At 59.4% G+C, this 26,036-nt stretch carries 16 protein-coding genes and 1 tRNA gene; 7 read left to right on the forward strand and 10 right to left on the reverse strand.

The window, feature by feature from the left end:
- From I2E26_RS02490 to I2E26_RS02520, 7 genes are all read right to left on the reverse strand, one after another.
- A partial coding sequence (locus I2E26_RS02490) for an ABC transporter permease (RefSeq protein ID WP_195419490.1) occupies window positions 1-930 on the reverse strand: 930 nt, incomplete at its 3' end.
- A 71-nt stretch (window positions 931-1,001) separates the two neighbouring features.
- Window positions 1,002-2,657: an ABC transporter substrate-binding protein gene (locus I2E26_RS02495; protein ID WP_229056354.1), complete on the reverse strand. Its 1,656-nt coding sequence runs from the start codon at window positions 2,655-2,657 to the stop codon at window positions 1,002-1,004.
- A 124-nt stretch (window positions 2,658-2,781) separates the two neighbouring features.
- Entirely contained in the window at window positions 2,782-4,218 is a 1,437-nt protein-coding gene (locus I2E26_RS02500; RefSeq protein WP_195419491.1) for a CCA tRNA nucleotidyltransferase, read from the reverse strand.
- 153 nt (window positions 4,219-4,371) lie between these two features.
- Window positions 4,372-5,304 carry a 1-phosphofructokinase family hexose kinase gene (locus I2E26_RS02505; protein ID WP_147588185.1) on the reverse strand — a complete coding sequence of 311 codons (933 nt, stop codon included), beginning with the start codon at window positions 5,302-5,304 and terminating at the stop codon, window positions 4,372-4,374.
- Between the two features lie 86 nt (window positions 5,305-5,390).
- Complete coding sequence (ptsP, locus tag I2E26_RS02510) at window positions 5,391-7,094, reverse strand: phosphoenolpyruvate--protein phosphotransferase (protein WP_147588384.1); 1,704 nt, start codon at window positions 7,092-7,094, stop codon at window positions 5,391-5,393.
- A gap of 127 nt (window positions 7,095-7,221) precedes the next feature.
- A complete protein-coding gene (locus I2E26_RS02515) occupies window positions 7,222-7,485 on the reverse strand; it encodes an HPr family phosphocarrier protein (RefSeq protein WP_147588184.1) in 264 nt (87 codons plus the stop codon).
- A 236-nt stretch (window positions 7,486-7,721) separates the two neighbouring features.
- Window positions 7,722-8,282: a PTS sugar transporter subunit IIA gene (locus I2E26_RS02520; RefSeq protein ID WP_195419492.1), complete on the reverse strand. Its 561-nt coding sequence runs from the start codon at window positions 8,280-8,282 to the stop codon at window positions 7,722-7,724.
- A 132-nt stretch (window positions 8,283-8,414) separates the two neighbouring features.
- On the opposite strand from I2E26_RS02520, the gene I2E26_RS02525 reads away from it, so the two are divergent.
- The 4 genes from I2E26_RS02525 (at window position 8,415) to I2E26_RS02540 (ending at window position 15,828) form a co-directional block, all read left to right on the forward strand.
- A tRNA-Arg gene (locus I2E26_RS02525) sits at window positions 8,415-8,491 on the forward strand.
- A gap of 231 nt (window positions 8,492-8,722) precedes the next feature.
- Entirely contained in the window at window positions 8,723-10,219 is a 1,497-nt protein-coding gene (locus tag I2E26_RS02530) for an S-layer homology domain-containing protein (protein WP_195419493.1), read from the forward strand.
- Window positions 10,220-10,438: 219 nt separating this feature from the next.
- A complete protein-coding gene (locus tag I2E26_RS02535; RefSeq protein WP_229056355.1) occupies window positions 10,439-13,171 on the forward strand; it encodes an S-layer homology domain-containing protein in 2,733 nt (910 codons plus the stop codon).
- Between the two features lie 284 nt (window positions 13,172-13,455).
- Complete coding sequence (locus I2E26_RS02540; protein WP_195419495.1) at window positions 13,456-15,828, forward strand: S-layer homology domain-containing protein; 2,373 nt, start codon at window positions 13,456-13,458, stop codon at window positions 15,826-15,828.
- Between the two features lie 238 nt (window positions 15,829-16,066).
- On the opposite strand, the gene I2E26_RS02545 is transcribed toward I2E26_RS02540, so the two are convergent.
- Both I2E26_RS02545 and I2E26_RS02550 read right to left on the reverse strand, forming a co-directional pair.
- Window positions 16,067-17,689, reverse strand: coding sequence for an S-layer homology domain-containing protein (locus tag I2E26_RS02545; protein WP_195419496.1), 1,623 nt, complete (start codon window positions 17,687-17,689; stop codon window positions 16,067-16,069).
- A gap of 219 nt (window positions 17,690-17,908) precedes the next feature.
- Window positions 17,909-20,644, reverse strand: coding sequence for a leucine-rich repeat protein (locus tag I2E26_RS02550; RefSeq protein ID WP_195419497.1), 2,736 nt, complete (start codon window positions 20,642-20,644; stop codon window positions 17,909-17,911).
- Between the two features lie 431 nt (window positions 20,645-21,075).
- On the opposite strand from I2E26_RS02550, the gene I2E26_RS02555 reads away from it, so the two are divergent.
- The 3 genes from I2E26_RS02555 (at window position 21,076) to I2E26_RS02565 (ending at window position 25,373) form a co-directional block, all read left to right on the forward strand.
- The gene (locus tag I2E26_RS02555) at window positions 21,076-22,851 is read left to right on the forward strand and encodes an O-antigen ligase (protein WP_195419498.1); all 1,776 of its coding nucleotides are present in this window, start codon (window positions 21,076-21,078) and stop codon (window positions 22,849-22,851) included.
- 179 nt (window positions 22,852-23,030) lie between these two features.
- Window positions 23,031-24,278, forward strand: a complete 1,248-nt coding sequence (locus I2E26_RS02560; protein WP_195419499.1) for a hypothetical protein — start codon at window positions 23,031-23,033, stop codon at window positions 24,276-24,278.
- A gap of 21 nt (window positions 24,279-24,299) precedes the next feature.
- The gene (locus I2E26_RS02565) at window positions 24,300-25,373 is read left to right on the forward strand and encodes an S-layer homology domain-containing protein (protein ID WP_195419500.1); all 1,074 of its coding nucleotides are present in this window, start codon (window positions 24,300-24,302) and stop codon (window positions 25,371-25,373) included.
- Between the two features lie 141 nt (window positions 25,374-25,514).
- On the opposite strand, the gene I2E26_RS02570 is transcribed toward I2E26_RS02565, so the two are convergent.
- Window positions 25,515-26,036 (reverse strand): S-layer homology domain-containing protein (locus I2E26_RS02570; RefSeq protein ID WP_229056356.1); only part of this gene is annotated, 522 nt, incomplete at its 5' end.

A 26,036-nucleotide genomic window follows, 5' to 3' on the forward strand; every position in this document is an offset into this window, starting at 1 on the left:
TGCAGCGAAGACGAGCATCGCCGACGCCAGCGCTATCCCCACCAACAGCGGCGCATCGCCGCCCAGGCCGGCCGTCACGGCCGCCTGTCCGAGCCCGGGATACGAGAACACCTGCTCGACCAGAATCGAACCGCCGAACAGCTCGCCGATGGACGCCAGATGCAGCGTGACGGCGGGCAGGGCGATGTTTCGCAACCCATGGCGGAACAGGGCGCTCCCCTCGCCCTCGCCGCGGCTCGCGGCGAAGCGCATATAATCGCTTTGAAGCGCGTCGATGCACTTCTCGCGGGTATGCAAGGCCACGGGTGCGATCCCCGTGAGCGAGAGCACGATCGCGGGCAACACAAGGTGATGCAGGCGGCTCAACGCGTCCACGTCCCGGGCCGCCATGCCGATAGGGGCCGCGAACCCGATGGGGAACCACCCCAACCCCACGGCGAAGACCATCAGAAACAGCAGGCCCAGCCAAAACGCCGGTGTAGCCGTGAGCGCGTAGCAGACGGCCTTGATGACGCGATCCACCGCGGTACCCCGCCGCGCGCCGGCGACCAGCCCCAGCGCGAACCCGAGGGCACCCGAAAGCAGCCATGCGACCGCGAGCAAGGCTCCCGAGGAAGCCAGACGCTCCCCCACCACCGTTACTACGGGCGCGTTGAACCGCAGACTGTATCCGAAGTCGCCTCGCAGCGCCCCGGCAAGCCAGCTGCCGAACCTCTCGAGCACGGGCCGGCCCGCACCCCAATACTCGGCCAGCGCAGCGCGTTTCTGGGCGCTCATGGCGAGATAGGCTGCTTGCCCCACGTTGGCCTGCACGGGATCGATAGGCGAAAGCCCAACCAAAACGAACGTGATGATGCTCACAGCGCCCAGGAGCGCCACGAAGCGGAGCGGCAGCCGGAGCCACCATGGCAGACGGGGCACATGCCTCATGCCGTCCCACCCTTTCAGACGAAGACGCCGCTTTTTCGGATGCAGTCCTTCCGGAAAGCGGCACGCAGCTGCTACTTCCACGCCCACGCGTCGACGTTGTTCACGAGCGACCAGCCGTGGCCGTGCGGATGCGGCTTTTGACCGGCAACGTCCAGCCCATCGCGCTTCCAATACAGATGGTCGACGTTGGCCATCCAGCACCACGTCGAAGCGCCCTGCGGCGCCACGCCCTCCTCGCCATCCCACATGGCCTTCTTCCAATACGGATACGACGCCTCCAGGTCGGTCTGGGCCAGCGCCTCGTCAAGGTAGGCATCGACCATCGCGTTCTCGTAGCACGGGTAGTTGCCCCAGCCCGTGGAGTAATGCAGCTCGTACACCTCCACGGGAGCATTGGAACCCCAACCCCACAGCACGGGGCTCTCGAACTGGTGCAGGTAGATCTCGTCCCAGCTGCTGCCACGCGGCGCGGCGTCTATACCCAGCTCGTGCAGCTGCTGGCACAACTCGTTGACCATAGCCTGTCGAGAGGAATCATCGGAGGAGTACCACACGTCGAAAGCCGCGCGGACGCCGTCCTTCCAGCGGACGCCGCCGTCATCCAGCTTCCAACCCGCCTCGTCCAGAAGCGCACACGCCCCATCGCGGTCGAACTCGACAGCCATGTCCTCGCTCGACCACGGCATGCCGTCGCCCACGCTGTATGCCACGCGACCGTAGCCGTTGAGCACATGGTCGATGATCGCCTGGCGGTCGATGCCCATATTGATGGCACGGCGAACGGCGACATCGCAGGTCACGTCGTTGCCCATGGCGTAGGCGATATCGCCTTCAAGCACCTTGGTCCCGCCGGCGGGGACGGTGGGGAGCGAGATGCCGCGCGAGTCGACGGTGCGGTACGCCACGAGCTCGTAGCCGTCGACCGTCTGGTCCGAGTGCGTCGGGTAGGTAAAGGCCACGTCGACCTGACCGGAGCGCACGGCGGCCAGCGCCGCATCCTCCTCCATGAATACGACGACGACGCGCTCCATCGAAGGCGCGGGTCCGTAGTAGCGCGGATTTGCCGCGAAGATCACCTGCTGGCCTTCGTCCCACTGCTCCAGCACGTAGCGCCCGGACCCAATAGGGCTGGCTCCATAGCCCTCGCCATACGACGCCTCGGGGACGATGCCCAGCACGGCGAGCGTATAGAGCAACGCGTTATACGGCTTGGTGAGATGAAGCTCGACGGTATGGTCGCCGGTAGCGACCGCCTCCCTCACCATGGAAAGGTCCGCCTCGGACGTATCGCCGTGAGCCACCGCGTTAACCGTGAACGCCACGTCCTGGGCGCGCAGCGGCTCGCCGTTCGAGAACACGACGTCGTCTCGCAAGTCGAACGTCCACACCATGCCGTCTGCGGAGCATACGAACGATCGAGCGAGGTCTCCGGTGATGTTCATCTCGTCATCGGTGGTCACGAGCGTGGACTGGATAAGCGGTTCATGCACGTGCTCGCCGCAACCCCAGGCAACCAGGGGGTCGAAGCCGGCGGCCGGCTCGCAGCTGGCGTTCATGGCCACCGTCACCGTCTTCTTTGAGTCGATCGGGGCGGCCGAGCCGGCGCCCTGCGCATCATCGCGCCCGGCGCAGCCCTCGAGGGAACCAAGTGCCGCCATGCCGCAGGCACCAGCCATAAGACCGAAAACCGCACGACGCGGCACGGGACGGGAAAGAGTGGACGACATATGCGCTCCAATCGTGTTACGAGTTCATTCATTCGTGCTACGCACGGTGTGAACGATGCTACCCCGCTTCATACGTGCAGGCAATAACACATGGTAGCGATATATGTAAAGAGGCGACGGCGCCCTACGCGAGGCCGAGGTACGCCAGAAGCGACTGCGCTTCGTTACGCACCCGCCCGTCCATAACGGCTTGCAGGGCGCGCTCGAGTAGCTCGCCCAGGCGCGGACCCGGACGAACGCCGGCATCGATAAGATCGCGTCCGCCGATGGCGAGCATCTTCACGCTATAGGCGTCGCCATTGGCTACCAGCTCGCGCACCATCTCGCGCATGCGCTCGATTTCTTCGACGTAATAGAAACACGAGGGAGCTTTGCCCAGGGTATCGGCGCGCTTGAGGTCGAACAGCTCGCCCATAAGACGAGCGACATCGCACCCCGCGCGATCGAACAACTGCATAGCGTGAAGCAAGCTCGTGCGCTCGGGCTCTACCGGCATATCGTGATAGCGTATGAGCGTGCAGGCGTCGCGAACCAGCATGTCGCTCAGGCCCAGACGACGCATGATGGACCGCGCCATCTTCGCCCCCTCCTCCGGATGCCCGTAGAAGTGACCGCGACCGCCCGCATCCTGCGTAAAGCACGCAGGCTTACCAACGTCGTGCAGGCACGCCGCCCACATAAGCGAAAGCGATGCTTCGCTATCGGGGTCGCCGCCATCTATGCGGAAGCGGGAAAGCTCGCCGGCGACCGTGAGGGCGCGGGCGATATGCTCGTAGACCGAGAAGGCATGGTAGGGGCTGCACTGATCGAAATCGCGAGCCGCGGCCAACTCGGGGATCGCGGCGCATATCAGCTCCGGATAGCGCAGCATGGCGTCGCCACCGTGACGTGTGGCGAGGATACCGCACATCTCTATGCCGACGCGCTCGTTGGCGACGGCATCCAACAAGGGTGCGCATTCGGCGAGCGCGGCGCACGTGGCGGGCTCTATAGCAAAATCGAGACGGCAGGCAAACCGCACGGCGCGCAGCATGCGCAGGGCGTCTTCGCGAAAACGCACGGCGGGCTCACCGACGGCGCGAATAACACGAGCCTGAATATCACCGCGACCATCGAAGAGGTCGAGCACGCCGCGCTCGGGATGCCAGGCCATGGCATTCACGGTGAAATCACGACGCGCAAGATCCTCGGAAATGGTGCCGGCACGCACCACCTCATCCGGATGGCGGCCGTCGGTGTAGAACCCGTCCAACCGATACGTCGTGACCTCGATGCGCTCGCCTTCGACAACGGCCGTGATGCCGCCGAACTTGATGCCGCTGCGAACGACATCGATATCGGCGGACAGAAGGGCGCGCTCCGATTCCTCCCAGGAGCCCGAGCAGCACATATCGACATCGTGACTCGGTACACCCATGATGGCATCGCGCACCCAGCCACCCACATACCAGGCCTCAAGCCCGGCGCTCTCGAGCGCGCGAAGCACGCGCAGCGAGGCGGCGGACGGGACCACGCCCTCCAGCGAGCACGAATTATCAGAACGATACGCGTTCACAGCCATACCAACTCCTTTAGTCGTTGGTTTAGTATAGCCGCCCAGCGCGAGCCTCGCACACCAGGCGAGGGCAAAGAAAATGGGCCGCCGGATACCCGACGGCCCATGCAAACTCTAACGGCGCGGATACGGCTACAGGAACCGTATCGTATACAGCCTTTACAGACGCGGAAGCTTGCGAACGGCGATGCGCTTGCTGTACTCCTCGACATTGGCGAAATCGCCCAGGCCGACGCTTTCGGCGACGTTGGCACCGGTGGCAAGCGCGAGCTTGAGCGCCTCCTCGACGTTGTCGCGGTCGTCGTACCACTTGTGCAGGAACGCTGCGAGCGTGGAGTCGCCGGCGCATACAGAGGAGACGAGCTTGATGTTGAACTGGCGCTGGGCGTACCAGATATCCTCGCCGTTGGAGAAGTACGCGGAGCCGCGGCTACCCATGGTGAGCAGGACATTCTGGATGCCGATCTCGTGGGCCATGGCGAGCGCGCGACGAGCATCGTCATCGGTATCGATGGTCACGCCGAAGATCTCGCGCATCTCATGATGGTTCGGCTTGATGAGCAGCGGCTTCTTAACAGCCAGCTCCTTCAGCTTGTTGCTGGACAGGTCCAGCACGACGTCGGCGCCACGGGCCTGAGCGTGATCCATAACCTTGTCCAGGAAGTCCTTAGACGCGCGCGGCGGCACGGAGCCGGACACGACGAGGCAATCGAGGTTGCCGGCGGTGTCCAGGATCTTGAAGAGCTCCTGCTCGTGCTGCGGGGTGATGGGCGCACCGGGATTGAGGACGCCGTACTCGTTCTCACCGTCGTTGATGTAGGCGCAGATGCGCGTGATACCGTCGACCCACACCGGTCGGCACAGGCAACCCATGTTCATGGTCTCCTCGACGATGAACTTACCGGTGAAGCCGGCGAAGAAGCCCAGGGCAACGGAGTCGACGCCGAACTTCTTGAACGCGTAAGACACGTCCAGGCCCTTGCCGTTCGGCGTGTAGTTCGCAGAGCCAGAACGGACGTTCTCGCCCGGAACCAGGCCGTTGCAAGAAACGGTCATATCGACTGCAGGATTTGCGGTCAGAGTGTAAAACATATAGCCCCCTTTTTTAGAACGGGCCGATTCCAAGCGATTCGCCGTCAACGGCACGTTCCTAAAATCACATGAATCGAAGCGGCGCCCTAGCGAGCGGCCTCCTCGAGAATCGCCTTGACCTCCTCGGCCGTCGAGCAGGACAGAGCACGCTCGGCAAGCGCGTCGCAGTCGGCCTTGCTCCACTGGGAGATGGTCTTACGAGCGCGCAGGATGCTCGGCGCGGACATGGAGAACTCCTCCAGGCCGAACGAGATCAGCAGCGGCTCGAGCAGCGGATCGGCAGCAGCCTCGCCACACATGCCCACCATGATGCCGGCCTTCACACCGCTCTCGATGATGTTCTTGATCGAGCGCAGAACCGACGGGTAGTACACCTGGTAGAGGTTGGAGATGTGGTCGTTACCGCGGTCGGCGCACATGGTGTAGCCGATGAGGTCGTTGGTGCCGATGGAGAAGAAGTCGGCCTCCTCGGCGAGCTTATCGGCGATGAGGGAGGCAGCCGGGGTCTCCATCATGACGCCGACCTCGATGTTCTCGTCGTACTTCATGCCCTCGGCCTCGAGCTCGGCCTTGCACTCCTCGACGAGCGCCTTGACAGCACGGACCTCCTCGACGCAGGTGACCAGCGGGATCATGATCTTGACGTCGCCGAAGGCGCCGGCGCGCAGCAGGGCGCGGAGCTGGACCTTGTACTGGTCGGCGTTCTCGAGGCAGTAGCGCACGGCGCGGAAGCCCATGAAGGGGTTCTCCTCCTTCTCCATATGGAGGTAGGGGATCTCCTTGTCGCCGCCCACATCGAGCGTACGGATGATGACCGGAGCGCCCTTGAGGGCGGTAGCGACCTTGCGGTAGGCCTGGAACTGCTCCTCCTCGGAAGGAAGCTCGGTGGCATCCATGAACAGGAACTCGGAACGGAACAGGCCGATAGCCTCGGCATCGTGGTCGAGTGCGTTGGCCACGTCGTCCGGGCTACCGATGTTGCAGGCGAGGATCTTCTTGATGCCGTCGGCGGTGACGGTCTCCTTGCCGCGGAAGGCCTCGAGGGCGGCCTTCTCGGCGGCGAACTCCTCGGCCTTGGCCGTGTACTCGGAAAGGACGGCCTCATCGGGATCGGCGATGACGACGCCCTTGGAGCCGTCGACGATGGCGGTCATGCCGTTGCGCAGCGCAGAGCAGCTGTTGGCAACGGAGAGGACTGCGGGAATCTCGAGGGCGCGGGCGATGATGGCGGAGTGGGAGGTACGGCCACCGGTCTCGGTAACGATGCCGGCGACGTGCTCCTTGTCGATGGTAGCCGTCATGGACGGAGTCAGGTCATGAACGACGACCACGGTGTTCTCGGGAAGAACGGAGAGGTCGACGACCTCGACGCCCAGCAGCTCGGCCAGGATGCCGGTGCGGATGTCGGCGATGTCGGCGGCGCGCAGGCGGAACATCTCGTCATCCATGGACAGGAACATGTTCTCGAACATGGTGCTGGTGTCCACGAGGGCCTGCTCGGCGCAGGTGCCACCGTCGATGGCCATGTTGATGCCGTCGGTCATGCCCGGGTCCTGCGCAAGCACGATGTGGCCGGCCATGATCTCGGCCTCGGCCTCGCCCACGGCGACCTTCATGTGGTCGGCCTGGGCCTGGGTCTTCTCGCAGAAGACGGCGAGCGCGGCCTGGTAGCGCTCCTTCTCAGCAGCGACGTCGGTGACCTCATGGGGTTCAAAAGTCAGGTCGGGATCGACGGCCACCATGACGGTGCCGATACCGATGCCCTCAGAAGCGTTGACTCCCTGGTACATTCCCATTTCCTCTCTCCGTGCGGCCCGGCGGGAACCGAACCGCTACAAAAAGCAGGCGTCCACGACCGTAGACGCCTGCGTACATTGCTATGAACTTACTTGTTCAATGGTCAAGCCCGCGGGCGAGTTACTCGCCGAGACCGCTCTTGATGAGCTCGATAGCCTGGGCCAGAGCCTCGGCCTCGTCGGCGCCGTCGCACTTAACCTCGACCTCGGTGCCGCAGGGGATGCCAGCAGCCATGAGAGCCATGGGGCTCTTGCCGTTGACCTCCTTATCGGGGGTGACGACGGTCACGTCGCAGGCGAACTTGCCCATGGTGGACGCGAAGAGACCAGCGGGACGCATGTGCAGACCCTGGGGATTGATGAGGGTGGCCTTCTCAGAAACCATAACTGACTCCTTTTCAACATGCCTTGCGGCGCGATGCCATGGGGCACGATATAAGACGGAATTATTCTACCGCATACAGGGATAAAAACCATGCAGAACACGGGATTAGTCTGCAACGCGATCGCCATTCGAAGCGTTTTCCCAGCTTATGCGCATTCATGTGAGATTCAAATGGCCGCATGGCGCCGCCGAAACACCCAAGGAAAACCCGCAGCACCGCACCCGGACCGGGCTGCTTAAGCCAGGCGATCGTTGACAAGCGCCGCTACAAGTTCGGGCCCGTCCTCGGCCTTCATCGCAGCGCGAAAAGCATCGTCCATAAGGGCTTCGGCCACTTTGGAAAGCACCATGAGATGCGACGTCCCGGCATTGACCTCGGGGATGAGCAGGGCGATCGCCACGGTGACGGGCAGGTCGTCCATGGTGCCCCAGCCCTCGATGCCCACGGGATCTTTCAGGATGAGAACTGAAGCCTCGCACACCGATGAGCTTTTCGCATGTGGAACCGCGAACCCGTCGACCATGCCCGTATCGCCCTCGAGCTCGCGCGCGATAAAGGCACGATAGAGCTCGTCGGCATCGGTTGCCAACCCCAGGTCCACGGCGACGCGGGCAAGATGCAGGAGCGCGTTATCGCGCGTGACCAAACCCTCGGCGGAAATCACCTGGTGCGCCTTGACGAACTCGCAAGCAGGCGTCGCGGCTGGCTGCCCTTCCAATTCCGAAGGCCCGGCTCCATCGCCGCGCCGCTGCCCATCATGCATAGTAAAGAACCCCACGCCTGACCCTCGATTCATTGCTCGCAAACTTCATCGCCCAGGATATGAACTAAAAAAATATAGCACGCTCGGATATCGGGCGGCCACTTCGGCGCATCCATCGATTCGTTTTTGTCCCGGCGCCCCGCTTTCGTCTATAATCACACCTACGCGCCGTTAGCTCAGCTGGATAGAGCAGGGGACTTCTAATCCCAAGGCCGTAGGTTCGAATCCTATACGGCGCACCAGAGATTGAAACGCCCGAATCACGTGCAGGTTCGGGCGTTTTTCTTGCCCGCGCAGGATTCGGACCGGGAGGTCGCGAGCCTGAGGAAACGCGCGAGCGTTTCCCAGCGAGCGTGCCGAGGCGTCTGTCGCCCATGGAGCATCTTCGAGTACAATACCCCGAATAATCGAGACCCTCGCCGCGCACTGCGCCGCGGAACTCGAACAAGGAGCCTATTCTCAAGGAGACTTCCGTGACACATCAAGAGCATCCATCGACTACCCTATCGAGGCGCGCGCTGCTTGCAAGCGCCGGCGCCCTCGGCGCCATCGCGGCAGCGCCCAAGGCAGCGCAGGCGTCCGAGACCTCGAGTGCCCACGTCCATCTCGCCTCATTCGAGGAATACGTAGCTTGGGCCAACGAAAACTATCAACCCGACCCGCTGGGTCATATGGGCTCTGACGCCGCGACGCTCGCCTTTCGTGGATGGCGCGACCACCAATGGAAGGAAACCGCCGAAGGCAAAACGTTCATCGACGGAAATGGACGCGTATTCGCCTCCCCCGCCGTCGAGGTGATCGATGTATCCGAACACCAGCGGACCATCGACTGGGATGCCGTCAAGCGCTCCGGCGTGGACGCCGCGATCCTGCGCTGCGGTTACGGCATCGGCAACGAGGACGCATCGTTCGCGCGCAACCTTCGTGAATGCGAGCGTATCGGCATGCCCTACGGCGTCTACCTCTTCAGCTACGCCTACGATGCCGACTTCGCCGCGAAAGAGGGCGGGTGGACGGCGGAGCTTCTCAAGCGCTACGACGCAAAACCAACGCTTCCCGTTTATTACGACCTTGAAACTTGGACCTGGACGGGCCACAAGCCGCCCTCGGACACAAAGACCTACGAGGCTATCGTGGACGCCTACTTCAACGCCATGGACACAGCGGGCTTCGCAAACGTCTCCATCTACAGCTACGCAGGCCTCCTGCTGAAGGGCGCCCTGAAAAGCCCCGCTATATGGAAGCGGACGAGCTGGGTGGCGCAATACGCCGCGGAGCTCGAGTTTGATTTCAAGATGCATGCTTCCGACTTCCATGGGTGGCAATACACCGATATGGGCGTCGTGGACGGCATCTCGGGCTCCGTTGACATCAATGCGTTCACGCCCTTCAACCTGTATGGCTTCAACGACGTCACACCTGCAACGCCCCATCACGAGGACATCGGTTGGCTGAAAAAACAGGGCATCACGACGGGGTTCCCCGACGGATCTTTCCGCGGCGAGGCAAACGTTACGCGCCAGGATATGGCGGCGCTGCTCTACCGGACCGCCGGGAAACCCGCCTACACGCCCAGCAAGGCGGACCTCGAGCGGTTCGCCGACATCACGCCCGCGACGCCGCATTTCAAAGAGATCTGCTGGCTGGGTTCGGAGGGCATCGCGCAGGGATGGACCGATCGCACCTATCGAGGATTGAACACGGTAGCGCGCCAGGATATGGCGGCCTTCCTCTATCGACTCGCGGGCTCGCCGAGCTTCGCGCCAGGCTCCGACGACGTCCACCGCTTCGCCGACGTCACTTCCGCGACACCTCACGCCCGGGAAATCTGGTGGCTCGCCGGCACGGGCGTCACCGAGGGATTCCACGACGGCACGTTCCGCGGACTCGCTCCCGTCACTCGTCAGGATATGGCCGCGTTCCTGCATAGGCTGAGCACGTATCTCGGCGGGGTGTTCCCGTTAAACTAGCTCGAAAAAGAGACGAATCGCCTCTTTTTCATTTGATAATGAAGCCACGGGCTCTTTCTATCATGCTGAAGCAATGTCATGCATGCAAGCCGCGATAACGTCATATATTGCATGCAAGCTAGGAAGGAGCCCGCAATGGAATGTGCCCGCATCGCCAAACCAAACAGAAGAATAATAACGTTGATAGGCTGCTGCATTACAACGGCCATCTTATTCGCTATGCTCGCGACCAGAGCATGGGCGTCACCGATCGCGAGCGGGTCGTTCCCTGATGTCAACGCGTCTACGCCGCATGCCGAGGATATCGCATGGCTGGCCGAGAACAGAATCTCGACCGGTTTTCCCGACGGCACCTTCCTCGGCGGCGACGCGGTGACGCGTCAGGACATGGCCGCGTTTTTGCGCCGACTCGCCCGCCTCATGGGCGACGAGAGCGCTGCGGAGTCCAAGACGTACGCCTGCACCTTCACGGACGTCACGGACGCAACGCCCCACGCCGACGACATCGCGTGGCTGGCCGAGACCGGCATCTCCACGGGATACCCCGATAACACGTTTCGCGGCATGGCGGCGGTATGCCGCCAGGACATGGCAGCGTTCCTGCGCCGCCTGGCTGCACGCGAGGGCGTGGGGGGCGCAGCGAGCTGGAGCGGCGAGCCCGGCGGCTTCCCCGATGTGGGCGCGACGGCCGACCATGCCGCCGACATCGCGTGGCTCGCGGCGACGGGCGTCTCCACCGGCTACCCCGACGGCACCTTCCGCGGCATGGCAGCCGTAGCGCGCCAAGATATGGCGGCATTCCTGCACCGCCTCAACAAGCTTCCGCAGGACGGGCCGGGCGAGCCGCCCTCCTATGCCGAATGGGCAGCTCGCATGGTGAACGCGCTGGAAAACGACGACACCTCACTGGACCTCTCTGAGGAAAACCTGGCAGACGCCTGGAACGAGGCGAAGCGCATCGGCATCATCCCCTTCGATGTCGAAGACCGCGACGCTGACGCAACCAGGGATTTCGCTCTCTGCTGTGCAGCACTGACCTGCGGATTCACCGACGGGGGCATCGAAAGCGACGCCCCCGACGCAAGCGCGTCGAAGCATCCCGCGCTCATCGACGCCGCCATCAAGGCGGGCATCGGCGAAGCGGATCCGGACGGAAAGGTCCGCCCGGGCGACGCCGTAACCGGAAGCGAGGCCGATGCGGCCGAGGCGCGCGTGCAGGAGCTGCTCGCCACGCCCGCAACGTCGGAGCCGATGTCGAGCTGGAAGCCCGCATCGGACGTCGAAGAGATCGCCGACGCCGTAGCGGACGGCGAGCGCTATATCGTCCCGGTGCCCGTCAGCGATATCAAGACGGGCGACAAGGTCATCCTCGAGCCGAGCGACGCGATGCCGCTGGGCGCCGCCGGCACCATTCAATCCGTCGAGGACGCGGGTGCCGGCAACGCCCGCATCGCGATCAAGCAGGCGACCTCGCTCGATGAAGTGTTCGACGAGGTCCACGTAGAGGCGATAAGCGTACCCTTGGAGCTGGGCGTCGCCGCGCGGACCGCGGGTCTCGACGAGCGCTCGAACGAGCGCATCTCGGGTGCCTACGAGATTCCGTTCTCATACCATCCTTCCGAAGAGGTATCGATCGACGGCAACATAACGGTGTCCGCAACCCTCAAGATCGATTGGAAGAAGGGCCTTGCCCCCTCTCGGGTGACCGCCGTGCTCTCCCCCAGCGCCTCTCTTAAAGTGAAGGCCTTGCTCGAGCAGGATTTCGACGGTGTAGAGATATCGCTGCTACCCGTAGACCTCTCCATTCCACTTGGCATCACGGGCGCATCCATCGACTTCAATGCAACCCTCGCGCCTTCGTTGAGCGGACACTTATCCTTGAGCACGTCGGCGCACTTCTCCGCCGGAGTGGACTACTTCGACGGTCATTTCCGCGCCGTTCGCGACGCCGACATCGACATGCCCGAGCTGGAAGGAGAACTCACCTTCGACCTCGGCCCCAACGCCGGCTTCGCGTTCTTCGGCATCGACATTGCCTCCATCCAACCGAAGATCATCCCCGGTATCTGGGGGCGTATGGATTTCCGCGAGACCGGTATGGTGTGCTCCGATGTGGCGGCGTATGTCGGAGTTGGAATAACCGGCAGACTCGACATCCTCGATCCGTTCAGCGCGTTCATCAAGAACACGTTCGACTTCGTGCAGATCGGGCGCGAAGAGACCCCGCTCAAGTGGGACTTGCACTGGGAAGACGGACGCCTCGTACCGGAATGCACTTACATACCAGGAGGCAAGCCCGAAGACAACAAGGAAAATGAAGCGGCGCACGCTGCATTCGGACGAGTTCTCAATGATTACAGGCAGTTATTCGCTCAATACGCGAACGCCATCGCATCTGCGGGGCAATCCGGAATCATGCTTCCCAACGATCGGCCATTAGCATGGACGGGCGATTACTCTTTTTCACCAAGCGTTAAAGGAGTTAAGTATGCCTATGTTGACCTAAATCATGACGAAATCGATGAGCTGGTGATAACCCTGGACGATACCCGATTCGTCGATGACGTCCATGACGCTAACATCGTTTTATGCGCTTTTGGATACTCCGATGGCAGCATCGTAAGATTTGCCGAATCGATCGTTCGAGGCTCTTATTGGCTCAACAAAGACGGGACAATTGGCAACTACGGTTCGGGAGGATTCGATACCGGAGCCATTGAGATTCAACGATGGGACGGAAGGAAGCTGAAAGTCGACTCGTCTCTGGACTGGACATATGTGAATCCTGAAGACCGAGGTGGTCAAACGAGTCCCTACCAGCTGAAAACCCTCAAGGACGGCAAGGAACGACAGGAGATTGTGACTTATAAGGAATGCGTGAATCGAGTGGATGCATTTCTCGCCGAACACCGTGACTACGCTAAGGTTGAATGGAAAGGCCTGAGCGTATAACCGCGTTCCTTGATGCCGCCATCGATCAGCTTTCATCAGCATCAGACACGTTGACATAGGCCATGCCATAGCTCAGCTCGCCCGAGGAGCCTCGGAGATTCCTCCAGGGCTCCTCGCATTCAATCCCTCCCCCTACACCCGCCCCGCCCAATCGTTATCACACTTTAATGCGCGAAAGCAGCATGCGAGGTACGTTGGAAGCATTGGGGTGTCCACGGAACCCAGCGACCGCAGTGCCGTACGCAACCACGGACACCGAAGCTTCTCATAGGGAAGGGAGAACGATGAGAAGAAGGTTTTCGCAGGCCGTGCTCTGGATAGCAGTAGCGCTCTGCATCTGTGCCCTGCCACTCGCGGCGAACGGCGCCTCGTGGGGAGGCACCGTGCTCTCCAAGGGCCTTGTCTACGATGACGCCTACGGTGTGGTCAACGGCAACGCACTGATGTACAAGTCCATCAACGATTCCGACGGCCAGGCGGCCGCCGAGCTTGACCTCGTTGCGTCTGATGGTTCGGTTTTATTTAAGACCGGCTTCACCTTCGACGAATGGGGGTTCATTTCTCCCCATAGCAGCTATCGCTATATTCCAGCCAACAAATACGGAGGAAGCAACGCCGCGCACAGCAGCGGATTCGAAACGTGTATGGGCGGCCTTATAGTTGTTGACACCACGACCGATAAAATCTGCTACGTGAACAACAAAGGCACCATCATCACAAAAGATCATGATGCCATCGTTGCAATCCCATCGGGAGAGCGCATCCTGACTGCACGCGCCGAAAATGGCGCGCTTTCATTCAGCCTGCTCGACACCAACGGCACCCTCATAGATAGCGCACATGGCTTCGAAGGTATGGGCACTTTTTACAATATGGCATATAGAGATGGCATCGTTTCAATATCCGTAAGCAATACGTACGATGGAACCATAACGATTGAAAACGATACGATCGTCCTACACGAAGATCTGCGAATCGATCCAGGTGGCCCCGCCACGGTTATTGAGCAAAGCGGCTACAAAGTAGAAATAACCGGTGACGGGGACGCCGTCTTCACCCGACCTGATGGCACGGTGAAAACAATCGAAGGAGATTTTAATTATGTGCGGGTGGCCTGGATGCACAATGGCATCGACGTTGGCATTACCGCAGGCGGCAGCCGCTCCGGCAGTCTGGATTCACCAGAAAGATTCTTCATACTCGATGGTACGGAGATTTTTAACGGGAAAGACTACAACCAAGTAACTAAGCTCGAAAACGAAGACGCCTACCTCTGCTTTCAGATGATCGAAAACCCGCAAAGCCACGAAAGCACATATAGATATTGCATAGACCACTTAAATACGGGCGCGATACAGGAACTGCCCTACCTGCGCGACATTCACTACGATGTGGTTGGAAGCTATATCGCTGAGAAGCAAAGCGATCCCGCCGATGCAACCTACGGGGGAGGCTATAGCTATACAACCAAGATCATCGATGCCAACGGACGCACGATCAAATCGTACAAGCCGTCAGAGCACTGGACGCTATCGATTGCTCCAATAGAGCACCCAACAACAGATGAAGCCATTTACATATTTGCAGATGCTCGATATGTACTCAAAGAAGAACAGGCCAAAGATGGGTTCTTTACAGAATGCGGCAAGACTCGATACCTTTCAAAAGACCTGACGACGCTCAAGGAATTCGACGGCAGTCTTTCCGTTTATCTCGATATTGAGATTGAAGGCGAATCCGTATTTCCACTCTCCTTGAACTCCGAACATGCTTGGACTCCCAGTGTCCTGTACGACCGCGACCTCGAACCCGTCACCTATCATGGCATGCAGCGCGTGATAGCGAACAGCGCCGCGGAGCGCGGAGGCCTGGCTTACGTCACGGACGGCAAAGGCCGCTACGGTGCACTCGACGCATCGGGCAACCCTGTGATCCCGATCGAGTTCGAAGCAATCTGTGACGCCGGCGAAAACCTGGACGACTCCACCATCCTGGTGAAGCGCGACGGCAGATGGTACTTCATGGACGTGACGGGGCGGGGGCCGCAGCCCCAGGCACCCTCCTTCAGCGACGTGGTCGCCGGCGAGACGCCCCACGCCGAGCACATCGCCTGGCTCGCCGCCAGCGGCGTTTCCAAGGGCTGGGGCAACGGCGACGGCACCTCCTCCTTCCGCCCCTATGCCGAGGTCGCCCGCTGCGACATGGCGGCGTTCCTCTACCGTATGGCGGGCGAGCCCGCCTTCGAGCCCACGGCGGGGCAGCGCGCCGCGTTTTCCGACGTGGACGGCGGGACCCCGCACGCCCGCGAGGTCTGGTGGCTCGCGGCGCAGGGCATCTCCGCCGGATGGGACGAGGCGGACGGCACCAGGACCTTCCGCCCCTACGAGACGGTGAAGCGCTGCGACATGGCCGCGTTCCTGAACCGCCTCGTCAAGAACGCCGGGAAGCCGGCGGGAGCCGGCTCGCCCTTCACCGACGTCGTCGACACGACCCCGCACCGGGCCGCGGTGCTGTGGCTCGCCTCGAACGAGGTCTCCAAGGGCTGGACCGAGCCGGACGGCGCGATGACCTTCCGCCCCCACGAGACGGTGAAGCGCGCCGATATGGCCGCGTTCCTGCACCGCATGGACGAGAAGGGGCTGATGGGCGAATCCTAACCTACGCGAGCACCGACGAACAGGCCCGTCTATAGCAATGCGCCCGCCACAGATGAGCTCCGCGGCGGGCGCCACGGCAATTTGAGCAGCACGAGATCGTTCAAATCCGAAAACTAGCTGCGATACATCCCGCTACACAAAAGGTGCCCGTCGGCTACAAACCGACGGGCACTCTTACGTTAAAGAACCTGTGATCACGTGGGGCTCAACGCCACGAGCTCGATCGGAACCGGCGCGGCTACTCCGCGGGCAGCAGGCCGTAATCGGACATGCGATGCAGGAAAGCCGACATGTCGCAGCGAACGACGATGTTGTACGGACGGAACGTCTTGGATCCATCGGACTCATTCCAGCCCGTGGAAATGCCAGAGGAGGCGAGCCAGAAGATCTCGTTCGCATGCGGGGTGCTGGCGTTCACGTCGCGGAACGCCGCGCGCTCGGAAGCATTGGGCTCGAACGCAGGCGAACCAGCAAGGCGATACAGGAACGCGGCCATGTCGCAACGCGTCACCTCGGCATAAGGACGGAACTCGTACACGCCGCTGCCCATGTTCCAACCAGCGCTGATGCCGGTAGAAGCAAGCCACCAGATCTCCTTGGCGTGCGGGGTGTTGGAATCGACATCGCGGAACTTCGCGCACTCGGCTGCGGAAGGCGTGTACTCAGGCGAGCCAACGAGGCGATACAAGAAGGCCGCCATGTCGGCGCGAGCGACGTTGGCGAAGGGGCGGAACGTATAGCCGTTGGGCTCACGCCAACCCTTGGAAATACCAGCGTTGGCAAGCCAGTTGATATGCTCGAGGTGCGGGGTGCCGTAATCGACGTCCTTGAAGCCAGATGCGCGGGTATCACAGCGAACATAATACGGAGCACCCGCAGTGCTAGGAACATCAGGGTTACCCATGACCAAGATGTAGTATTTGCCGGCGGGAAGCAGTCCAGTATCAAAACCCGTTAGGCCGTTACCGGTCGACATGCCCGCCAAGCTGTTGGCGGTGGGGTCTAGCGCATAGTTAAGGATGTTACCGTCGGCATCCTCAAGAGCAAAGAAGACACCGTAGCGCGTAGCGATATTGATGCTCAGATACGAAGGCGCCGCAAGCGTCACGGAATAGTAATCCATATCTGCGAGTGCCGCCGTCGTGCCAGCCATAAGGGCATTATGGATGGTGCCGTAACCAATATGGTCGGCGCCAAGCTCGATGGCTTTCGCCGTTTCGTTGTTGTCATCGAACTCGTAGACGAAGCCCTCACCCTGAGGCGCGTCGTCCATAAGCACGTAGCCGAAGAACAGCGTGCCGCTGTAATCCGTGTTGATCAGAGCGGAAACCTTGTAGCTTCCAGCCGGAAGCACCACGCACGGCACCTCGGAATCCTCGCCATATTTAGCTGTCTTGAGAACCTGAGTACGACCATTCGCGTCTTCGAGCATCAGCAAGACGCTGCTTCGATACGCCGTGGTGCGGACCAGGAACGCACCCTCGTTATTGAAGGGCACATTGAAGGTAAAAGTATGCATAAGCGTCGAGCTATTGATTCGAAGAGCGTACGCCTCTCCGGGGACAACCGGCGTCGAGCCACCGCGAGACTCAGCAGAAAGCAGAGAGGTTGCCTCAGGCAGCGCAGCGGCGTTTTCCGCCTTGATCGCATCGCGAGCCGCTGCAATGGAATCAGCGTCAACATGGACAGACGGCGAGATGGGACCATCCGGAAGGGCGAACTCCTGCTTCGTGTCAAACTTCTTGCTCAGTGCATTTAGGTCGATTGACTCCTGCGCCGTCGCGCCAACAGGGGCGGCCAACAACACAAGGGCAGCCGCAGCCGCCAGCGCCTTCCTCAACTTACCAGTAATCGACAGCATGACGTTTTTTCTCCTTTCCCAGCCCCGGTGCATCAGGGCCCAACTTGAATAAAGCGTCCATGACCCCATGCTAGCAACTAAAGCTAATCATATGTTGCGCAACATTTTTCTATGCGGACGCCCGTATACCGCGCAAGTTAAAAGAAAGGGCTCGCCATCGCATGCACGACGGCGAGCCCCACCCCTGACGCATCAGTTATTGAAAACGATATAGAAGCCCTACCTCTTATTCACCAGGCCGTTTTGCTCCATGCGGTGCAGGAAGGCGGCCATGTCGCAACGCGCGACCTCGAGATAAGGTCGGAACGTCTTCGTACCGTTCGGTTCGTCCCAGCCTTTGGATACGCCAGAGGACGCCAGCCACAGAATCGCACGGCGGTGCGGCGTGGAGGCGCTAACGTCCGCAAAACCGGGAACCGAAGATTCGTCGAATGCGGGCTCGCCGGCGAGGCGGTAGAGGAACGCGGCCATATCGGCACGCACGACGTTGGCATACGGACGGAAACTGAAGGTGCCGTTGCCGTTGTTCCAGCCCTTGGAGATGCCAGTGGATGCTAGCCACAGGATGGCGCGACGGTGCGGCGTCCAGGCATCGACATCGATGAATCGAGGCGCCGAAGACTCGTCAAACGCCGGCTCGCCCGCGAGACGGTACAGGAAGGCGGCCATATCGGCGCGGGCTACGATCGCATAGGGACGGAAGCTGAAAGTACCGTTGCCGTTGTCCCAGCCCTTAGAGATTCCCTTGCGAGCAAGCCATTGAATATGCTCGTTGTGCGGGGTGCCACTGAAAACATCGGCAAATTGCACAGCGTTTACGCGTCGATAATGACCCATTTGATAGGAGGGTACTTCGATAGATGAATAAATAGCACCACTTACGACATCTTCCCAATACCCATGCGGCAAAATGGAATGCTTCCAACCCTCAGACATACCGATGCGATTCCCAACAACGACCTCAGACAAAGAGTCGCATCCTTCGAATACGGCACTCTCTATCCAGTTGTCATCACCCTCGTCGGCCAAAGTTGAAATATCCGCGTATTTCAAGCTTGTACAACCACTGCAAAGAGCATCAAATGAAGCAAACGAGCCATCCAGGATACGCAATGGCTCTAAAGAGATAGAAGCAAGCGATCGACAGCCCTCAAACAGCCCATCAAGTTCAAAGCTCCTTCCTATCTGAGCGTATTCGATGCGCGGGAGCTTAACCTCAACAAGACTCGAACAGCCCGAAAAGGCTTCCCTTGCGCACATCAACTGGCATCCATCGAATACCGACAGGTCAATAGCTTGTAAAGACGAGCAGCCGCTGAACAAGCTGTCGATCGAATTGATATACAACGGCTGCAACGAAGACAAATCGATAGAGCGCAACGCAGGGCAGTCGGAGAACATGGCCTCTATCTGGCTTGGATAGCATGTGCTCAGAACCGACAAATCAAGTGAAGCGAGAGAGCTGCACCCCGCAAACAGATAACCGAGATCATCTGCGCTCGAAAAATCAATGCAATCGACTCCCGGCGAGACCAAGGCCGTGCACTCACTGAACATCGCCCTGAAGCTATCTGCATTTTTAAAAGACCCAGGAGCAAAATCAACTGTCTCAAGCTCATCGCAGCCCTCGAAGGCCTCCAAAGTCGACGTTGCAGATGGAAATGAATTTGATGATAAATCTATCGACCGAAGAGATGAGCAGCCGGCAAACATCCTTTCAATAGATTCTGCTTTGTCAAACAAAGCATCGACGATTTGCAACACATTGAGCGAAACGCATCCCTCAAACATGGAATCAGCAGAAGATAGGCAGGTACCGGAAAGGCGACGCAGGTCAACAGAAGCCAGCGAAGAGCAGCCATAAAAGAGAGAAGAAGCTTCGACCGCATCCGTAGAAGACATCGCTGGAAACGTCAGCTCCTGAAGCCCTCGACAGCCCTCAAACATACTGTTTAACGAAGATACATTTGAGAAATCAAAACCAGACCAATTGACTTCACGTAAATGCGTGAGATTGCGGAACATATTCTCACATGTATCAACTACAACAAGCCCAGCACAGGCTACTTTCTTGATTCTAGAGCGAATTGAAGGAGTGCACCATCCCGGTATCCTATGACTCTCCCAACCCCATCCATCGGAATGGCACCACTGGCCCAAAGCGCCACGAACGCCATCGAGTGGTGCGATGCAAAGGGTGCCGCTTGAATCAACAGACCACTTACAACTACCCTGGGAGTACCATTGGTCGAAGATAAAGCCCGGACGGCCTCGTTTGAACGCACCAGGTCGGTGCTCGGGAATTCCCCGATGAGAATATGCGACGTTATCGAATTCATAAAGCCAATAACTCTCGTCATCTTCAGCAAAAAGATACCCTCGAGCCCTCCAGTCATCACCCAGGACAAATGAATTCAGCCTTTTGCAGCCTTGGAAGATCTCGAATGCTGTATCGACTCCAGATACATCGAGGGGCGACAGGTCTACAAATCGCAGGCTATCACAACCTGAAAAGGCACCATCAAGTTTTGTGACTTCTCCCAGCGAGAAGCCATTCAGGTCCAAGCTTTCAAGATTACGGGAGTCGGCGAACATGCCGCCGATATCGTTCGTCCTATAACCCCGCGTAGCAACGACCCTGCCCTCAAATCGAGCAGAAAGAATCTCATCCCTATAATCATCCCAAGGAGCATCTCCGTAGCCGTTATTAAGATTGTTCGACAGGTCTGGGAGCCTCCCGCTGGTCCCCTCCTTTGCAGCGATAACCAATTCTCCGCTATCCGACAAAGTCCAACTGCATTCTCCGCACTCGCCCTGCGCAATTAAGTTCGAAGCCTCAAGCGCATGCGCGATATTGGGAACAAGAACAGTCGAATGCAGCAGGCAAAGACATGAAGCAATGCAGGCAGCGATAAGGACCCATCTTCTGAAAAGATTTTTGAACAGCCTGACCATGCAAGTCCCCCAATGCTTCAAATGAATCTAAACCTTGAAGTGCCCGATAGCAAAAAAGGCCGCTGAAGGCAGCTGCAACCAAAATCGCTATGCAGCCATACGAGATTCAGTGTACCAAGAAGGGCGCGGGGCTGGACAGCGGGAGAATATATCGCATGTATCAAATCAGGGAATAGAGGCCGGCAAGCACACGGCGGGGACGCATTCTCTATCCGAACGCCGCTTTGAAAGTCCGTAAACAACGCGCGGATTGGCTCACACATGTAGAGCGGCAGCTATCTTTAAATTTGAGGAATCGATTCTTAAGAATCAGCCGAATTGTAATAATCAGGTATGCAATGGTTCGAAACGCAAGTCGTGTCCGCACGCAGAACAGAAACAACACCATGGATCCTATGCGATATCCTTATGCGCGAGGAAAGGACAGGTATATGGCTGCTTCCATCAGCATGCATTCCTTTACCATCTGGACTGCCGCCCCGGCGGCGATCCTTGCGCTGCTCATAGCATTTCAAGGAGGCTACTTCCCCGCTTCCATGGGGATAGCGACCACGGTGCTCGCGCCTCTTGCCGCGATGCGTTCACGAAGGCGGCACCTTTCCGAACGTGGCGCGAACATCGCGCTGCACAGTTCCAAGACGCTTATCGCAACTGTCGCAATTGCCGTCTGTCTGCTCGCGTGGTGCGCGGCACGGCCGCTCCTCGACGGGATCGCGAGCTACGAAACACTTGCGGCTATGGCGCGACCAGCCCTCGCCATAGCCACGGCAACGTACTGGTTGCAGCTCTCACAAGCCGAGAAGAACTCCGCCATCCAACTGATCGCGTACGAGGGCGTTCTCTTCTCGGTCGTCGCGCTTCTCATGTTCGCCCGCGTGCTCCCCTATCCCGGCGCCGTCGTAGACGGACGCCTGCAATTCACATTCCAGTACGCCAACACCGCGGGCGCCTACTTCGCCGTCATGAGCTGCCTCGTATGGTCACAGGCTCGCACCCGTGGCATCAAAGCACTGGCCGCTCTGCCTCTTGCCTGTACCCTGCTGACGCAATCCATGGGAACGTTCGCCGCCGCCGCAATCATTGGGTGCGCATGGATGCTCAAAATGCTCAAACAGACTCGAATGAAGCAGGAAAACACCTCGCAGACAAAGACAACGACTACCAGGATCGCCATCGCGGTCCTCGGTATCGGTGCACTGGCCGTGTTCGCCGTCTGCATCGGCGCCCCCGATCGCCTCGATTCGGCTCTACAGACGGGTGCGGAACGACTCATACAGACCATGGATGGAACGCGCGCTCTCGCCTCTGCGCCGCTTATCGGCATCGGACCACAGCAATGGCGCGTCGTGCACCCCCGGGTGCAATCGGCGCAGTACACCGCGAACGTGATCCACAACAGTTACCTGGGGTTCACCCTATCCTATGGGCTGATCGGCACCGCGATGGCCGTGCTCTGCATGGCGACGCTATGGAACGGCACAGTAAAGGCAACAGAAAACCGAATACCGGGAACGTACGCTGCCGCAGCGCTCCTACTTCTCCATGCGCTCGTCGACTTCGACCTTTCGTTCGGTTCCATGATCGTGCTGCTCGTGCTCATGCTGCTTTCCAATCGAGCGCCCGCCTCATCCGAATCCGCCTTAGGCTCCCCTGCAAACACAATCACTCATGTCAGCGTCGCCGCGTATGCCGTCCTCGGCATCGCCCTCCTCGCCTCCGGCGCAAGCGCGCTGTCGTTCGACGTATGCGAAAACCAATTCCTTTCGGATATTCAAGCCTTAGGACCTCGATCCGCATCACCGCAGATCGCTGCAGATCCGCTCGCCCGCAACGACCAGACGGTGCGTACACGTCTATACGAATCCTGCACCACGCCAGACGAATGCGAGGCCGCAATCGAACTGTACGATGCGTTCCCCCTCGCCGTGGCCACGCCGGGCATGACGGCGCTTGCCCGCTGCCTCTACACCGCAGACCGCCCCGAAGATGCGGAACTGCTGCTTCTAAGCACGCTTCAAGCCCAACCATACAACGTAGCAGCCTACACCCAAGCCGCAGATTTATTCGCACACTACGATGTAAACGAGCAAACAGAGCAGCGCTATGAGACGCTGCGCACGCGCAGCCTGGATTACCTTGCGGCATGGCCCGCCAACTTGCTGAACAATCAGCAGGAGCTCCCGCGGATCGAGGCGCAGCAACCCTAAGGCACCCGTTTCCGGCCCTACAACCGACCCGAAACGCAATCCCATCTCGCCATCAGTATACCGATGCGGCATGATCGCATACCAACTACCAGCATCGACGCGCATGTGTCCGTGCAAACCGTTACGATATATGCAGCTAGCTAGGTCCCCGCGCTAGGGGTTCGAGGAAGGAGCAGATAGTGCAAAAGAACATCAAGGCAGTCCTCGCCGCAACCGTGGCGGTGCTCTGCTTGTGCGCGCTGCCGTTTGCCGCACAAGCAGGCTCGTGGGGAGGCACCGTCCTGTCAAAGGGCCTCGTCTATGATGACGTCTACGGCGTGGTAAACGGCAATGCGCAAATGGCAAAAACCGTACGCAAAACCGGCGAAACCACCGTCTACGAGCTCGATCTCGTTGCCTCCGACGGAACCGTCCTCTTTAAAACGGGCTACCAAACCGATCAATACGGAGACGTAACGGCAAGCAAGGATTTCCGCTACAAGCCGTTCGAGCCGCTAAGCGACGGCCGCGCATCGATTAGCGGAGAATTCGCCCGTTCCCACGGTGGCATGCGCGCGATCGATACGACCAACGACAAGGTCGTTGTGGTGAACGCTCAAGGACGTCTCGTGCTAACCGACTGCGATGGAGCAGCAATCCTTTACAGAGACAAGCTCGCCATCGGCGCATGGGTCCGCCAGAACGGCATCGAATTGAAGCTCGTCGACCTCGATTCGGGAGAAACGCTTCATACCCTTCAGGGCTTCCAAGGGGCCACGGTGGTTGAAGGCGTCTACAACTCGGATGATGGAAAACAGATAGACATCTATACGAACCTCAACAAGCACACCTACGTCACGGTTTCCAACAACCGCATGGAGCTTCACACCGAAGACTATCCCGGCATCGATTTTGATAACGAACTCGTGTATAAAGACCAGTTCTACACGGTACGGCAACAGCGGAGCGGATACCAAATCACCAAGGTCATGATCACACAGCCCGACGGTAGCGAGAAGGTGATCAACGGTCCGTTCCGCTCCGCCAATGTACAGACCAACGACGGCGAATTCCCGCTTTTGTGGGCGCAGGAAGGCGCGTTGACATACCGCTACTTCACGCTCGATGGCACGGAGCTGTTTTCCGGCAAGGGCTACGCCAGCGTGACCAGACTCGCCCACAGCGACGCATCGCTATGCTGGACCGACGACCACGGCACGTACTCCTTTTATGTTGATCGACCCGGCGGACAGGCAAAGCTACTCGAAACCGTCCAGAGTAACAACATCACCTATTCCGCACTCAACCAGTTCATCATTAAAAAGACCGACGTCTCCATTGGCGATTACTCCCTTGCGATGGTAACCGCCATCTTGGACTCTTCCGGACGTACGCTTCAGACGTTTGATCCAAATGAGCACTGGCTCATCGAATCAACGAAGACATAGACCGATCAGGGCCCCGCATACTTGCTTGAGAATGCAGAGCTCCGGCTCTTCCAATTCCCAGGTTTCCACCTATTCAATGGTCCAAGTCGCTATCTCGACTCAAAACTCAACGTCATCAAGGAGCTTGACGGCCGCCTGGACCTCGACTCGCCCCATCTCATCAAGGGCAACCTCGCATTCCCGCTTCTAACCAACGAGCACAGCACGAAGCACCATCTCCCTAAGAAGCTCTACAGTGCGAACCTCGATCTCATGCAGACGGGCAAATACAACTATGTTGTTGCCGGCAACACCATATTCAACGGACAGCTCGCCTATGTTGGAGATGGCGAGGGCCGCTACGGCGCCATCAACACAAAGACGCAGGAACTGGCCATACCTGCGATCTTCGACAGCATCTACGATATGGGAACGCTGGATTCCAAAGATATGCTCCTCGTCCACAAAGACGGAATGTGGTATTTCATGGACACGTCGGGCAAAGCACCCGAGAAGCCTTCTCCAGAAACGCCTTCATTCAGCGATGTAGACGCATCCACCCCGCACAAGGACCACATCGCATGGCTCGCCGCCGAGGGAATCTCGAAGGGTTGGGATAACGAGGACGGCACCCATAGCTTCCGGCCGTACGACACGGTGAAGCGCTGCGACATGGCGGCCTTCCTCTACCGCCTGGCGGGCGAGCCGGAATTCGACGAGAACGCCGCCCCGCGCTTCTCCGATGTCAACCAGAACACGCCGCATCGACGCGCCATCCTCTGGCTGGCATATAAGGGCATTTCAAAAGGCTGGGACAACCATGACGGCACGTACAGCTTCCGGCCGTTCGAGATTGTAAAGCGCTGCGACATGGCCGCGTTCCTCTATCGCCTGGCTGGCAATCCCACGATCGACGAGGGTGCGATTGCCTCCTTTGCCGATGTTGTCGCCGATACACCGCATCGCGAAGCCATCCTATGGCTTGCAGCCTCAGGAGTCTCGAAGGGCTGGGAGGAAAAAGACGGCACCAAGACGTTCCGCCCCTACCTTGACGTATCCCGCTGCGATATGGCGGCCTTCCTGCACCGCATGGATGAGAACGGATTGGTGAAATAATCCGAACCGTCCCGCACGGCACCGATCGTTGAACAAGGCCGCATGCATTCAGGCGCACATAGCCGAATGCTCCAACGAAAAAGCCCTCCTTGCATAGCAAGGAGGGCTTTTTGTCAGTCAATACCAGCGTTCAGAGCGCTGCTATTTCTGAACAAGACCGTTTTCTTCCATACGATGCAAGAATGCAGACATGTCGCAGCGAGCAACCTCCACATATGGACGGAAGCTGAACGTACCGTTTCCATTGTTCCAACCCTTGGATACCCCGGAAGTCGCAAGCCAAAGAATGGCGCGCTTATGCGGCGTTTGATCATTCACGTCAGAAAAGCCTGGCGCTTCAGCCTCATTAAATGTTGGCTCACCAGCCAGACGATACAGGAACGCCGCCATATCTGCACGTGCAACGTTAGCATACGGGCGGAAGCTATACGTGCCGTCGCCGTTGGCCCAGCCCTTCGAAATCCCCTTCGAGGCGAGCCAAAGAATAGCGCGTCGATGCGGCGTGCCGGCGTCCACATCGGAGAACGAGGGCGCAGCGCCCTCGTCAAAAGAAGGTTCACCTGCAAGTCGGTATAGGAACGCAGCCATGTCGGCGCGGGCCACGATTGCATACGGACGGAAGCTAAACGTTCCGTCACCGTTGTTCCAGCCCTTGGAAATACC

This window comes from Collinsella sp. D33t1_170424_A12, assembly GCF_015554865.1.
Classification (GTDB): Bacteria; Actinomycetota; Coriobacteriia; order Coriobacteriales; family Coriobacteriaceae; genus Collinsella.

Bases quoted from the DNA above. Each gene is read 5' to 3' on its own strand.
- ptsP (WP_147588384.1), bottom strand. From the start codon at position 7,094: ATGTACCAGGGAGTCAACGCTTCTGAGGGCATCGGTATCGGCACCGTC.
- I2E26_RS02545 (WP_195419496.1), bottom strand. From the start codon at position 17,689: ATGCTGTCGATTACTGGTAAGTTGAGGAAGGCGCTGGCGGCTGCGGCT.
- I2E26_RS02505 (WP_147588185.1), bottom strand. From the start codon at position 5,304: ATGTTTTACACTCTGACCGCAAATCCTGCAGTCGATATGACCGTTTCT.
- I2E26_RS02535 (WP_229056355.1), top strand. From the start codon at position 10,439: ATGCTCGCGACCAGAGCATGGGCGTCACCGATCGCGAGCGGGTCGTTC.
- I2E26_RS02540 (WP_195419495.1), top strand. From the start codon at position 13,456: ATGAGAAGAAGGTTTTCGCAGGCCGTGCTCTGGATAGCAGTAGCGCTC.
- I2E26_RS02515 (WP_147588184.1), bottom strand. From the start codon at position 7,485: ATGGTTTCTGAGAAGGCCACCCTCATCAATCCCCAGGGTCTGCACATG.
- I2E26_RS02495 (WP_229056354.1), bottom strand. From the start codon at position 2,657: ATGTCGTCCACTCTTTCCCGTCCCGTGCCGCGTCGTGCGGTTTTCGGT.
- I2E26_RS02500 (WP_195419491.1), bottom strand. From the start codon at position 4,218: ATGGCTGTGAACGCGTATCGTTCTGATAATTCGTGCTCGCTGGAGGGC.
- I2E26_RS02520 (WP_195419492.1), bottom strand. From the start codon at position 8,282: ATGAATCGAGGGTCAGGCGTGGGGTTCTTTACTATGCATGATGGGCAG.
- I2E26_RS02555 (WP_195419498.1), top strand. From the start codon at position 21,076: ATGGCTGCTTCCATCAGCATGCATTCCTTTACCATCTGGACTGCCGCC.
- I2E26_RS02550 (WP_195419497.1), bottom strand. From the start codon at position 20,644: ATGGTCAGGCTGTTCAAAAATCTTTTCAGAAGATGGGTCCTTATCGCT.